General features: G+C 43.7%; 11 protein-coding genes, 1 pseudogene and 1 riboswitch. Of the genes and pseudogenes, 5 read left to right on the plus strand and 7 right to left on the minus strand.

Going from position 1 to position 12,259, the window contains the following annotated elements; genetic code table 11:
- Nucleotides 1-33: 33 nt before the first annotated feature.
- Nucleotides 34-1,227 carry a methionine adenosyltransferase gene (metK, locus tag J9317_RS15350; protein ID WP_211560049.1) on the minus strand — a complete coding sequence of 398 codons (1,194 nt, stop codon included), beginning with the start codon at nt 1,225-1,227 and terminating at the stop codon, nt 34-36.
- Nucleotides 1,228-1,442: 215 nt separating this feature from the next.
- Nucleotides 1,443-1,572, minus strand: a riboswitch (SAM riboswitch).
- A gap of 748 nt (nt 1,573-2,320) precedes the next feature.
- Here metK and pckA point away from each other — a divergent pair.
- Nucleotides 2,321-3,907 carry a phosphoenolpyruvate carboxykinase (ATP) gene (pckA, locus tag J9317_RS15355; protein ID WP_211560051.1) on the plus strand — a complete coding sequence of 529 codons (1,587 nt, stop codon included), beginning with the start codon at nt 2,321-2,323 and terminating at the stop codon, nt 3,905-3,907.
- Nucleotides 3,908-4,025: 118 nt separating this feature from the next.
- On the opposite strand, the gene J9317_RS15360 is transcribed toward pckA, so the two are convergent.
- From J9317_RS15360 to J9317_RS15370, 3 genes and pseudogenes are all read right to left on the minus strand, one after another.
- Nucleotides 4,026-6,497 (minus strand): heparinase II/III domain-containing protein, encoded by a 2,472-nt coding sequence (locus tag J9317_RS15360; RefSeq protein WP_211560053.1) that lies wholly within the window; start codon nt 6,495-6,497, stop codon nt 4,026-4,028.
- Nucleotides 6,498-6,691: 194 nt separating this feature from the next.
- The gene (locus tag J9317_RS15365; protein ID WP_035409820.1) at nt 6,692-6,934 is read right to left on the minus strand and encodes a DUF2584 domain-containing protein; all 243 of its coding nucleotides are present in this window, start codon (nt 6,932-6,934) and stop codon (nt 6,692-6,694) included.
- A 41-nt stretch (nt 6,935-6,975) separates the two neighbouring features.
- Nucleotides 6,976-7,766 (minus strand): annotated as a pseudogene (locus tag J9317_RS15370) (alpha/beta hydrolase family protein).
- Between the two features lie 126 nt (nt 7,767-7,892).
- On the opposite strand from J9317_RS15370, the gene J9317_RS15375 reads away from it, so the two are divergent.
- The 3 genes from J9317_RS15375 to J9317_RS15385 are packed head-to-tail and all read left to right on the plus strand — an operon-like array spanning nt 7,893 to nt 10,464.
- Nucleotides 7,893-8,879 (plus strand): ABC transporter substrate-binding protein, encoded by a 987-nt coding sequence (locus J9317_RS15375; RefSeq protein ID WP_211560055.1) that lies wholly within the window; start codon nt 7,893-7,895, stop codon nt 8,877-8,879.
- A 15-nt stretch (nt 8,880-8,894) separates the two neighbouring features.
- Nucleotides 8,895-9,665: an ABC transporter ATP-binding protein gene (locus tag J9317_RS15380; protein WP_211560057.1), complete on the plus strand. Its 771-nt coding sequence runs from the start codon at nt 8,895-8,897 to the stop codon at nt 9,663-9,665.
- Nucleotides 9,652-10,464: an ABC transporter permease gene (locus tag J9317_RS15385; RefSeq protein ID WP_211560060.1), complete on the plus strand. Its 813-nt coding sequence runs from the start codon at nt 9,652-9,654 to the stop codon at nt 10,462-10,464. The genes J9317_RS15380 and J9317_RS15385 overlap by 14 nt, the downstream gene beginning before the upstream one ends.
- Before the next feature lie 30 nt (nt 10,465-10,494).
- Here the strand turns inward: J9317_RS15385 and ytkD are convergent, their stop codons facing one another.
- From ytkD to J9317_RS15400, 3 genes are all read right to left on the minus strand, one after another.
- Nucleotides 10,495-10,968 (minus strand): RNA deprotection pyrophosphohydrolase, encoded by a 474-nt coding sequence (gene ytkD / locus J9317_RS15390; RefSeq protein WP_211560062.1) that lies wholly within the window; start codon nt 10,966-10,968, stop codon nt 10,495-10,497.
- Between the two features lie 68 nt (nt 10,969-11,036).
- A complete protein-coding gene (locus tag J9317_RS15395; RefSeq protein WP_211560065.1) occupies nt 11,037-11,372 on the minus strand; it encodes a hydrolase in 336 nt (111 codons plus the stop codon).
- A gap of 63 nt (nt 11,373-11,435) precedes the next feature.
- Complete coding sequence (locus tag J9317_RS15400) at nt 11,436-11,834, minus strand: phage holin family protein (protein WP_211560067.1); 399 nt, start codon at nt 11,832-11,834, stop codon at nt 11,436-11,438.
- 117 nt (nt 11,835-11,951) lie between these two features.
- Here J9317_RS15400 and J9317_RS15405 point away from each other — a divergent pair, with 117 nt between their 5' ends.
- Nucleotides 11,952-12,155 carry a hypothetical protein gene (locus J9317_RS15405; RefSeq protein ID WP_211560069.1) on the plus strand — a complete coding sequence of 68 codons (204 nt, stop codon included), beginning with the start codon at nt 11,952-11,954 and terminating at the stop codon, nt 12,153-12,155.
- The last annotated feature ends 104 nt before the right edge of the window (nt 12,156-12,259 follow it).

Below are 12,259 nucleotides of genomic sequence, written 5' to 3' on the forward strand. Positions count from 1 at the left end.
CTGTGTTAAGCCAGGCACCCATACGGAACTTTATTAAAGAACAGAGCGAAGTGCTTCTGCTTTGTCTGTTTGCTCCCATGGAAGCTCTACATCCGTACGGCCGAAGTGACCGTATGCAGCAGTTTGCTTGTAAATTGGACGGCGAAGATTAAGCATTTTGATAATGCCTGCAGGGCGAAGATCAAAGTTATTGCGAACCGCTTCAACAAGAACTTCCTCGCTTGCTTTGCCTGTTCCGAATGTATCGATGGAGATGGATACCGGCTGTGCTACACCGATTGCGTACGCAAGCTGAACTTCACATTTGTCAGCAAGCCCGGCAGCAACGATGTTTTTCGCAACGTAGCGAGCTGCATAAGCCGCAGAACGGTCAACTTTTGTAGCATCCTTACCAGAGAATGCTCCACCGCCGTGACGAGCATATCCGCCATACGTATCAACGATGATTTTACGGCCAGTAAGACCTGCATCACCTTGAGGTCCTCCGATAACGAAGCGGCCAGTCGGGTTGATGAAATATTTCGTGTTCTCATCAATTAATTCTGCAGGAACTACAGGTTTGATAACAAATTCTTTAAGGTTGCGCTGAATTTGCTCCAAAGAAATTTCAGGGTGATGCTGAGTAGAAATAACAATTGTATCTACACGAACCGGTTTGTTATTTTCATCATATTCAACCGTAACTTGCGTTTTACCGTCCGGACGAAGGTATGGAAGGATTTCTTCCTTGCGTACTTCTGTCAGGCGGCGAGCCAGCTTGTGTGCAAGGGAAATCGGAAGAGGCATTAGCTCTTTTGTTTCGTTGCATGCAAATCCGAACATCAACCCTTGGTCTCCCGCTCCAATTGCATCAATCTCAGCGTCTGTCATTTGGCCTTCGCGGGCTTCAAGTGCCTGGTCAACTCCCATTGCAATGTCAGCTGACTGCTCGTCGATGGAAGTCAATACTGCACATGTTTCAGCATCGAAGCCGTATTTCGCGCGTGTATAACCAATTTCCTTAACAGTTTCACGAACAATTTTTGGGATATCGACATAAGTGGTAGTCGTGATTTCTCCTGCTACAAGAACAAGTCCTGTTGTAACAGATGTTTCACAAGCTACACGTGCATTAGGATCGTTAGCAAGAATGGCATCCAAAATGGAATCTGAAATCTGGTCGCAAATTTTATCCGGATGGCCTTCCGTTACGGATTCTGATGTGAAAAGATGGCGTTTAATCGACATAGTAATTCCTCCTCTGAAATTCGGTTGTTCTATTGGCAAGGTTCAGTTATGTACTTCCCCTCTTTTTTTGAGACGGAACTCGTTCCCATTACTTATCTTTTGCTTTATTTTAAGAATCTTCCCCTTTAATATAGCCTTTAAGGAAAAAGATTCCAGACTGCATAAAAAAACCCTTCCTACTTAATAGAGGAAAGGAGTTGTTTTTCAGCCTTTCACTCTTATCGCTCAAGGACTACAGCCTTGCGTCAGGTTAGCACCTTTGCATGAGAGAAAACAGCATGTTTTCAAGTCTTGCAGGTTGCTGGGCTTCATAGGGCCTGTCCCTCCGCCAGCTCGGGATAAGAGAATCCGTTCAAGGACATATATTACCCCAAATTTCCCGCAAATGTCAACAAAAATTGACAAGCTTTCTTCCAAAAAGGACAGGGCAGCAGGAAAGATGGGCTTATGATGGATTCAGCTATAGAATTATTTTAGTTGGTTGTGAGTTTTACATTTTGTTCGGCGCGGCATTTTACGAGCGGATTCGGGCCGCTTTCTGGCGGGTTTAACTTCGTGTCCGGCTGATGCCACTCGTTTTCCGGCCGATCAGCGCGGTTTTCCAGCATGGCGTACTATCCGTGCTTGCGTATACGCACCTGCTAAATTTATCAAACCATGTCGGATAGTCGATATATTGAGAAAATAGACGATATAATTTTATTTCGGCCGATATATTTAAATTTCGGCCGATATACTCATATTTCGGTCGATATATTTTGTAATGCTTTTCAACCACTCTAGTTTCCCAGCCAATCAGCCCGGTTTCCCAGCTAAACCCCTTTCCCCGCAAAAGCCTGACCAACTGCTTATACCGCCTTCACCTCGGCCAAGCGCTTCGTTCCGGCGAGTTGATCAGGTTCCCTGATCTGCATGATCCACGAGTCCAGCCCAAACAATCCCTCTTCCAAGCCAAATTTATCGGTATCTGGTTATACGCGGTGGCACTTTCCAAGTTCGAACGTAAAATACATCAATTAGTATAGACTATTAACATTAATGTGTTATACTAATTATGCAAACCACATAATTACAAGCAAAGGAAGGTATGGGGATGAATTCACTTGCGGCAACAAACGAGCTTTCGCTTTTACTTGAAGGGGAAAATGTTTTTCAAAACTTATCGGTACCTCAGCTAGTTGAAAAAATTCTATCAAGAAACGAAGCCGTTCTTACTTCAACCGGTGCCATCCGTGCAACGACTGGAGCTTATACAGGGCGTTCGCCTAAAGATAAATTTATTGTAAAAGAAGATAGCGTAAATAGCAAAATTGATTGGGGCAATGTAAATCAGCCTATCTCAAGCGAAACATTCAATAAGCTTTACCACAAGGTTCTTTCATACTTAAAAATGCAGAATGAATTGTTTGTGTTTGATGGATTTGCTGGCGCTGATGAAAGATACCGCCTGCCGATTAAGGTGGTCAATGAATTCGCCTGGCACAATCTTTTTGCGAATCAGCTGTTCATCCGGCCGGACGGAGAAATGGCTTCCAGAGAAATCGAGCCTTTCACAATTGTATCAGCACCGAATTTTAAAGCAGATCCGTCTATAGATGGAACAAATTCAGAGACTTTCATTATCATCTCTTTTGAGAAAAGAACCATCCTGATCGGCGGGACGGAATACGCTGGAGAAATGAAAAAGTCCGTTTTCTCCATCATGAACTATTTGCTTCCTGAAGCCGGCATCTTTCCTATGCACTGCTCTGCAAATGTTGGCCAGGAAGGCGACGTTGCTCTGTTTTTCGGATTGTCCGGAACAGGGAAAACGACTTTATCTGCTGACCCGAACCGCAAGCTGATTGGAGACGATGAGCACGGCTGGTCTTCAAGCGGCGTTTTCAATATTGAAGGCGGATGCTATGCAAAGTGCATCAGTCTTTCAAAGGAAAAGGAACCTCAAATTTTCAATGCAATCCGCTTCGGTTCTGTGCTTGAGAATGTGGTAGTGGATGAGGAAACGAGAATAGCAGACTATGACCATGCATTTTACACGGAGAATACGAGAGCGGCCTACTCTCTCGATTCCATGAACAATATCGTGCTGCCAAGCATTGCCGGCCATCCGAATACGATTATCTTCCTGACGGCGGATGCCTTTGGTGTGCTCCCTCCAATCAGCAAGCTGACGAAGGAACAGGCCATGTACCATTTCCTAAGCGGCTATACGAGCAAGCTTGCAGGAACAGAGCGCGGAATTACTTCTCCGCAGGCAACCTTCTCAACCTGCTTTGGATCTCCATTTTTGCCGCTTCCTGCGCAGCGCTATGCTGAAATGCTCGGCAAGAAAATTGAAGAGCACAATGCTGATGTGTACCTTGTTAATACAGGCTGGACTGGCGGAGAATACGGCACGGGAAAACGGATGAAGCTAGAGTACACAAGAGCCATGGTTCAGGCTGCTTTAGAAGGGGACCTTGCTTCTGCGGAAATGCTGACGGATGAGATCTTTGGCCTTCAAATTCCTGCACATGTTCCCGGGGTGCCTGATGAAGTGCTAATCCCTTCCAAAACATGGGCAGATCCGCAGGCATATGAAGCGAAAGCCAAACTGCTTGCTGAAAAATTCAATCATAACTTTACGAAGTTTTCTTCCATCAGACAGGATATTGCTGAACTTGGAGGTCCACTCGTTTAATTGCAGCAAGGGATACCTTTATCAGCCGTTTGAGGCAAGGTATCCTATAAGGACGTGCTGCTGCCGTCCAGCCAAAAGAGGAGCATCCGTTTACCCCGGATGCTCCTCTTCCTCGTTTTCAGTTTTGAAAAGCCATAATGTAACCGCCTTGGACAGCCGTTTTCCATGCTTTGCCGTTAACTGACACAGACGTTATAGTTCCTTTGTTAAAGACAAGTGTCATTTTCTGCAGTCTATCTGCTTCTTTAAGGGTTACCTTTAATTCACCGTTTGCAGCAATACTTGTGCTCAGGTTATCTTCAAAATGATAATCCTCTTTATTTCTCGATGAGGCTTTTGCTGCCGTTAATTTTCCGGCAGTCTTTTCCTGATGGTTCTGGTAAAAATGATACGTTCCAGATGGACTTTCTGCTCTTACGCCATACTGACCTACCCTTTTTCCTGTAACAGCGGGTGCATTCAGCTGTGTGTAAGGCTGAAGAATAGTGACAAATTGCGCTTCGTTCCCCGTCACTCTTTGTATCATGATTGGAGACAGCTGGCTTGGCGATGTAGAAGGTCCCGGACCACCTGCCGTTAATACAGATGATTTTTCAAATGGGATTGAGAACGTTCGAAGTCCTTTGCCATTCTGATTCCAGGAGCTCCTCCAAGCAGAATCAATGCTCCCTGACCCTTTAGGATTTTTCAGGTGCTCATAGCCGCCTCCCTTTCCAATCGGATTGCCAAGAGGCTGAAGCGATAAATCGGTTTCAAATTCGCCTAAACCATGCAATGCCAGGTCATACTGATGGGTTTTGGCGTCATCTTTCACCAAAAACCAATCCAGCATAAATTCATCTTCCATCCATATGCTTCTTTCATAGGTGACGCCTTCATAAGCGCCGTCTGCCGTTGCATACATATATTTAAAATCAGGACTGCTCGAGAAGATCGGCATTTCTCCTTTTGTTTCACTTTGGGACTTTCCATCAATCGTGACCGTATTATGGCTGATGGATTGCTTATACCATCCCCTGTAAAGCGGATGAGTGTAGCCAGGTGTACCAAAGTCAGGTGCTAAAAGCATCCCTGCTCCATATACATCGATATTCAGCTTGTCATAATGGCCATGTGAGCCGCCGTGGTCGCCATAATCCATTAAAACATAGGATTGCTGGTCTCTGGAATCCGGGTGCCTTAAAATAGCCTGGCCGATGCTTGTGAGCTGAAGGCTTTTTGTTGGTACCTCAGCGGCCTCTTCTATGCTGTCGCTTCCGAAAAATAAAGCAAAATCACCCGTTCGGCTCAAATTTTTGTATTTTGTATGGAGAAACCAGGCATAGCCCCTGTCTTTATATTTTGAATAGGCAAGCTCATAATCATTGTATCCGCGAGAGGATGTATAATTGGTGATCGTGCTGCCGTATTTTCCTCCGTCATTATTCGCAGGCTGAACAAAATTCGGGTAGCTGTATAACAGCGGGATATCAAACATTTTCTTGAATTTTTCAACACTGTATAAATCATAGCCCCAGTGGGACGCGGTTTGCGCCAATATACTAAGAGGAGCCAGAGCATACGTGTGGTAGGCCATGGAGCCCTCCCACCAGAATCCATCCTCAAGAACGGCTTCATCCATTAAGAAGTAAAATCCGCGCTTCCCATTAATGGCTTCATCAAGAAGATCCTGATTATCAGCCGCAGCACCAATCATTCCAATGGCTGCATTGTGCCATGCCTGCCAGTTGGACTTGCTGTACGGATTTTGCTTCAATGTTTCAGCAATGGGAAAAAGCAATTCCTGCTCAACTTTTTCTTTTTCTTCCTCTGTGAAGGATCGGCTGCTGTAGAGCAGATCATAGCTTGAAGCCAAATCAACGGCACTTACAGCCTCGTCCAGAGATTGATAGTACCATCTTCCGCCTTTATCCTGCTTTGCGAAATCTTTATACATGTCCGCATATTGAAGCAATAGGTGCTGTGCGGCTTCTGCATACGTTTCATTGCCGTTCAATGCGAAAGCTGTTGAGAAAATCCTAATCTGTCTTACTCTCTCGTTATGCTCGTAGGCAAGGCGTCCGGCTTCAATTTTTTCTCCTTCATATATTTGTTTATCGCTAGGGCAGTAGTTTTGTCCATTCTTGTATACGAGCGGCGTTCCATCCTTGCACACATACCAGGAAGCATAGCCCGCAGGTTTTCTGGGAATGGTTTGTTCAAGCTTCAGAAAGGAATTGGATTCGCTCTCAAGTCTTTTTAAATAATTTTTTGCCCATGCATCGTTTAAAACCCTCTTTTTAGCTGTTTGAAGTTCTAATGCACCGATAAAGGAATGAGGTCTTGGATTAGCAGTTTGAGTGTTCATAACTGGAGTATACCCTGGGGCAGCGTTTGATGAACCGGGATGATTTACTGGTTTTGAATAGGTAACCGGAGCTGTTTTAAACTTTTCCGCTCTGGCTGAAACTAAAGACTCATAGGCTGAGGAATTGACGAAAGCTTCGTCCAATCTTCCTGAAGCGGGGGCTGATGCAGCGGTAACAGATGTGAAAGGAATAAGCAGCAGGAGCAATACTAAAAGAACACCCTTAAAGGGTTGAAAAGTCAATGTCATTACCTCCGAAGTTTTTATGTCTTTCTTACTATTACATATCGACTAATTCCCGGTATTATTTCACATTTTTTCATAAAAAAACGGGATTTTTTTCTTATTTGCTCAAGCTGGGTTAGAATTTCTGCTGATTTCCGCAGGATTCTCAAGTCCATAGCCAAAAATAAAAGAAGTCCCATTAAAAGGACTCCTTAGTTCGTTGAATTTAATTTTATGAGCTGGTAGGTAAGAATGGTCTTGCTGTTTTCCCATTCCACCTTATTGATAACCGCTCTCCCGCTCACTTCTCCTTCTTTAGTCTTTCTCACTTCTACTGGAAGATCCAGAGGATATAAGCGGTATCCATCTTTTTGGAGCGTAAATACGTTTTCTTCCATCCGCTTTTCTCTGCCCTTCGTTACAATCATCGTATTCAGTTCAAGGGGCATTCCCATCTCCATCTCTCCTTCTGCACAGTTAGTATCAGTTTACCATATCAGACAGACAGCTGCTTTTTCATCCATTGTGTCAGCCTTTTAACCGTCTCCCTGTTTATATGCGGAGGAAAATAATGAGTAAACTCCTCAAAGTACCATGCTTCCACTCTCTTCCCCAGTTCATGTGCCCGCTTTTCAAGAAGATGTGAATGTTCAACTGATACATTATGATCTTTAACCCCATGGATAATTAACAGAGGGGCTTTTAACTTTTCCAGATCGTTGAGAGGGGTTCTCCAGCTATAAGCGTCAGGCCGTTTGTTTGGACTGCCTCCTATAACCCTTTTCATCATTCTCCTTAAATCCTCCCGTTCCTCATAGGTGAGGACCATGTCTGAGACACCTCCCCATGTCACGATCGAACAAACATCCCTTCTTTCATTTCCTGCTATAAGTGCCATAACTCCTCCTCTTGAAAATCCAAAAACGTGAACCCTTCCTTCATCCGTTTTGGGATGCCTCTTCAGGAGATCAATTGCTGAAAGGGCATCCTCTCTGTCATCTCCCGCAAAATCTTCATTTCCTTCTCCTCCTTGATTTCCTCTGTAAAATGGAGCCATTACGACGAAACCTTCTGAGGCGAATTGAACGATACGGCCGGGGCGGACCATGCCAACTCCCTTTATGCCGCCTCTTAAATATAGAAATCCATCGTACGTCCCGCGTTTTTAGGCTCAGCCAGCAGCCCTTTCACCTTCAGCCCTCCTGACCAATATGTGACAAGGTGAAGGTCAACAGCGGGGTGTGGTGATGGATATTTCTGCTTATCTAAAATATCTCCATTTTTCATTTACATCCCACTTTCTTATATAGGCATTCACACATTTTCATCTTTTTCATAGTTTATTTTAGATCAGAATATTGCGGTTTGCGGCCTAGTCTCAGGCCCAAAGCCGACCAGAAGGAGGAACCGGTTATGAAAAAATGGTTCATCAGCATAATGGCGCTTGTCCTATTAGCATTACCACTTTCCGCCTGCACGCAAAACAAGGTTCAGAAGATTCGTGTAGCGGAAGTGACCCGGTCCATTTTTTATGCTCCTCTTTACGTTGCCATTTCGAAAGGCTTTTTTAAAGAAGAAGGCCTTGATGTCGAACTGACAACCGCATTCGGTGGAGATAAAACCATGACAGCGCTTCTGTCTGGAGGAGCAGACGTCGCTCTTGTTGGTTCAGAAACCTCCATTTATGTAGAAGCTCAAGGCTCGAAGGATCCGGTCATCAATTTCGCCCAGCTAACCCAAACCGATGGTACGTTTCTTGTTGCAAGAGAGAAAACCGAGTCGTTTGACTGGAGTGATTTAAAAGGAAGCACGTTCCTTGGCCAGCGTAAAGGCGGCATGCCGCAAATGGCTGGAGAATTCGTTTTGAAAAAGCACGGTATAAATCCGCATAAGGATTTGACCTTGATACAGAATATCGATTTTGCCAATATTGCCAATGCCTTCGCATCTGGAACCGGGGACTATGTTCAGCTTTTCGAGCCAACGGCAAGCATCTTTGAAAAAGAAGGGAAAGGTCATATTGTCGCATCCTTTGGTACCGAATCCGGTTTAATCCCATACACTACTTTTATGTCAAAGCAAAGCTATATTAAGAAAAACGGAGAATCGGTCCAAAAATTTACGAACGCTATTCAGAAGGCTCAAAATTGGGTAGAAGAGCATTCCGCTAAAGAAATTGCAGCTGCCATCACAAATCAATTTAAAGATACCGACCCTTCATTAATAGAAACAGTCGTCGGCAGATACAAAGAGCAGGGATCATTTGCTAAAGACCCGATCCTTGATAAGAAAGAGTGGGAGAATCTTCAGACCATTATGAATGAAGCTGGCGAGCTTCCGAAGCATATTGATCACAGCAAACTTGTAAATACAGAATTTGCGGAAAAAGCACCAAAATAGTAAGGAGGTTAAAGGATGGCGTTCCTCTCCATACAAAATCTGTCTCATTCCTATTTTACTAAAGACACCATCGCAACCGCCCTCGAGGGCATCAGCCTGACCGTTGAGGAAGGGGAGTTTATCTCCTTTCTCGGTCCAAGCGGCTGCGGAAAAACAACTCTTCTGACCATTATCGCAGGTCTGCTTAATCCAACAGAAGGAACGGTCCTGATCAGAAAAGAGCCTATTAATGAAATGAGAAGAAAAATTGGTTATATGCTGCAGCAGGATTATCTTTTCCCTTGGAAAACAATCAAGGAAAATGTGCTGATCGGTCTTAAAACCCAAAAAAAGCTCTCGCCGGAATCTGAAAAAAGAACGCTTTACCTCCTGCAGGAAATGGGGCTTGGCGATGTCGAAAAAAAATTTCCCCGGCAGCTATCAGGAGGGATGCGCCAGCGTGCGGCATTAATCAGGACGCTGTCAACTGAACCTGACCTCTTGCTCCTGGATGAGCCATTTTCAGCTTTAGATTATCAAACTAAACTCAAGCTAGAAGACTTGGTACAGCTAACACTTCATGAATATGGAAAAACCGCTTTGCTTGTCACTCATGACATTGGCGAAGCAATTGCCATGAGTGACAGGATTTTTCTTTTTTCTGCGAATCCGGGAAGAATCGCCAAAATGTTTCCTATTCCCCGGGAAATTCGAGAATTGACTCCCTTTGAATCCAGACAGCATCCTCTCTATAACGAGCTATTCCAAGCGATATGGAAGGAGCTGGAGCAGCTTGAACAGGGTTAAAACTCATTTGGAACAGCTTCATGACCATTATCTGGACCGATTAAAGCGGGAAAAGATGATTGTCCGTTTATACCAGCTCCTCATTTTTGCAGCATTCTTCAGTCTATGGGAACTCTCAAGCAAGAATAATTGGATTGACCCGTTAATATTCAGTGCGCCATCAAAAATATGGCTGCTCTTTTTGGAGAAATGGCAGGATGGGACATTATACGCAAACGCAAGTGCAACCATTTTCGAAACGGTTCTTGGCTTTATTCTGGGAACGCTTGCTGGAACCCTCCTGGCTGCAATCCTTTGGTGGTCGCCAAGACTGTCCAGGATACTCGAGCCCTATTTGGTTATATTGAATGCAATGCCTAAGGTTGCTCTCGGCCCAATCTTAATTGTTGCAATCGGTCCCGGCTTCTTTTCAATTGTAGCAATGGGGGCAATCATTTCCGTCATTATTACCACCATCGTTGTTTATACATCGTTCAGGGGATTGGATCCGAATTATTTAAAAGTGCTGCAAACATTTGGTGCCTCAAGGCTTCAGCTGTTTAAAGAAGCCGTCCTCCCTGCTTCCTTTCCAGTCATCATTTCATCATTAAAAGTAAATGTCGGATTGTCCTGGGTCGGTGTCATCGTAGGCGAGTTTCTCGTATCATCCAAAGGCTTCGGATACATGATTATTTATGGTTTTCAAGTGTTTAACTTTACCTTGGTCTTTCTTAGCCTCATGCTTATCGCCGTGTTTGCTACCATTATGTATCAGCTTGTCGAGTGGCTTGAAAAAAGGCTAATTAAAAACTCGGATTAAAATAGGCTTGCCGGTATGCGGCAAGCCCTTTTAGTCCTGTTTATTCCCTATAATCCTTTTTAAAGACTGCTGCAGTACTTCATCTTTCATGATGAAACTAAAACGCCTGTCCTGCTGTATATTATCAGGAAGTTCATCCAGAAGGACTGGACCTTTCGTTTCCATATAATCATCCAGTTGAATGAGTTCAGAAACTGCCGCATAGTAAATATTTTTTATAATCGTTTTTTCTTTTCCGGAAACACGATATTGTCCCATATACTGGAGAGATGACACTACACCGCCCGTTTCCTCTTTTACTTCTCTAATCGCTGCTTCGTCTGCCGTCTCATTTTCCTCGACCTTGCCGCCGGGAAACTCATATCCCCGATCCCCATGATTGGTTAAAAGCCACTTATCCTGATAGCGGCACACGACCCAAACATGCTTCGGAAGACTGGAAAATGGATTCTTTTCAAAAGAAAGCTGAACCTGATTGTGATAATAATCCTTAAAACGATACATGTGATCCCTCAATTTTCGACTTTTCCAATTCTATTTTATCACAATGGGATGACATTGTATAAGTTCTGCTAGGTTTGATCCTCAATATTATTCAGAATCTTCTGCTCATCGATATGCTGCTTCGCTTCTGCATCCCCAAGTTCATAAATCATTCTATAAATGTTCATGTTCGCCTGATCGACCGCATCATTAGGACGGTCGAAGTGGTAAGGCAAATAGGGTACATGTGTCCTGAAAAAGCCTTTCCAGTCCGATGCATACTGCTGTTCAAAATAACTCCTCAGCTCAATGATTTGGTCATCTGTTGCTTGAATACGGTAATCCCAAACAGATGAATCAGACAGCTGTGATATTTCTCCGCTGCCGACTGTCACATAATACGTTTTTTTCTCGGAACCTTCCATTAACCATCACACCTTCAAGCCTTTTCCCTTATTTTGCAGCATCTTCATGCTTTTATTCGGCAGTCACTTCTTCATCTTATTTTTAAGAACCTCGAGGGCGTCTTTGACAAATTGAGGAACCGGCAAGCCGCTGCTTGAAACGTGTGTAATAATATAGAGCATTTCGTAAAAAATATAAAAGATAACCGTGAAATCCTTTATTGAGAACTCCATCGGGATAACCTTGTCCAGTAAATTGGCAACAGCAACCATAATCAGAATCAGTGCCTTTTTTGATAGCTGAATGGAAATATCCCGTAATGACAAGTGACCATTTATCGATTTCAAAATCGTGAAGCTGATAAATTCAATAACCATTAGAGCAAAAAGAACATACATCATCTGCTCTAATTCTCCAAGTAAAAATGTCAGAACAGTCATAGTTAAGGAATATAACGTCATGACATCTGCATTCTTGCTCACCTCATCCCTCCTTTCAATAGAGGTATAGATTATGCTATTCAATCAAGGCTGAGGGGTATGGACAAACATAAGAGTTAATGAAAAAAGGCTAATTTCTAATGAATAGGAGGCTTTCTTTTGGACTGGAAAGAACATTTCACTAAAGACATCGCCATGAACTTTCGAACAGATACAGACGACCTGGAAGCTGCAATTGAGAGCTATGTGAGCGGGCTTTCAGAAACAGAGATTCTTCAGCTGACTAAAAAAATGGATGCAGAGAATCTCAGGGATATCCTGGCACAATCCATTTTAAATAAAATAGAAAAAGATGCAGAATAACCAAAAAAAGCACATCCTTCTTTCGGATGCACTTCAAAATGAACTATGCTTTTAGCTTGATTGCCTGCAGGAATCCCGAGCCTTCCGCTCCAATCAGCCTACCC

Source organism: Metabacillus flavus (assembly GCF_018283675.1).
GTDB lineage: Bacteria > Bacillota > Bacilli > Bacillales > Bacillaceae > Metabacillus_B > Metabacillus_B flavus.

Excerpts from the sequence above, each read along its gene's own strand:
- metK (WP_211560049.1), bottom strand. The coding sequence starts at position 1,227 with ATGTCGATTAAACGCCATCTTTTCACATCAGAATCCGTAACGGAAGGC.
- pckA (WP_211560051.1), top strand. The coding sequence starts at position 2,321 with ATGAATTCACTTGCGGCAACAAACGAGCTTTCGCTTTTACTTGAAGGG.
- J9317_RS15395 (WP_211560065.1), bottom strand. The coding sequence starts at position 11,372 with ATGGAAGGTTCCGAGAAAAAAACGTATTATGTGACAGTCGGCAGCGGA.
- ytkD (WP_211560062.1), bottom strand. The coding sequence starts at position 10,968 with ATGTATCGTTTTAAGGATTATTATCACAATCAGGTTCAGCTTTCTTTT.
- J9317_RS15380 (WP_211560057.1), top strand. The coding sequence starts at position 8,895 with ATGGCGTTCCTCTCCATACAAAATCTGTCTCATTCCTATTTTACTAAA.
- J9317_RS15365 (WP_035409820.1), bottom strand. The coding sequence starts at position 6,934 with ATGGGAATGCCCCTTGAACTGAATACGATGATTGTAACGAAGGGCAGA.
- J9317_RS15375 (WP_211560055.1), top strand. The coding sequence starts at position 7,893 with ATGAAAAAATGGTTCATCAGCATAATGGCGCTTGTCCTATTAGCATTA.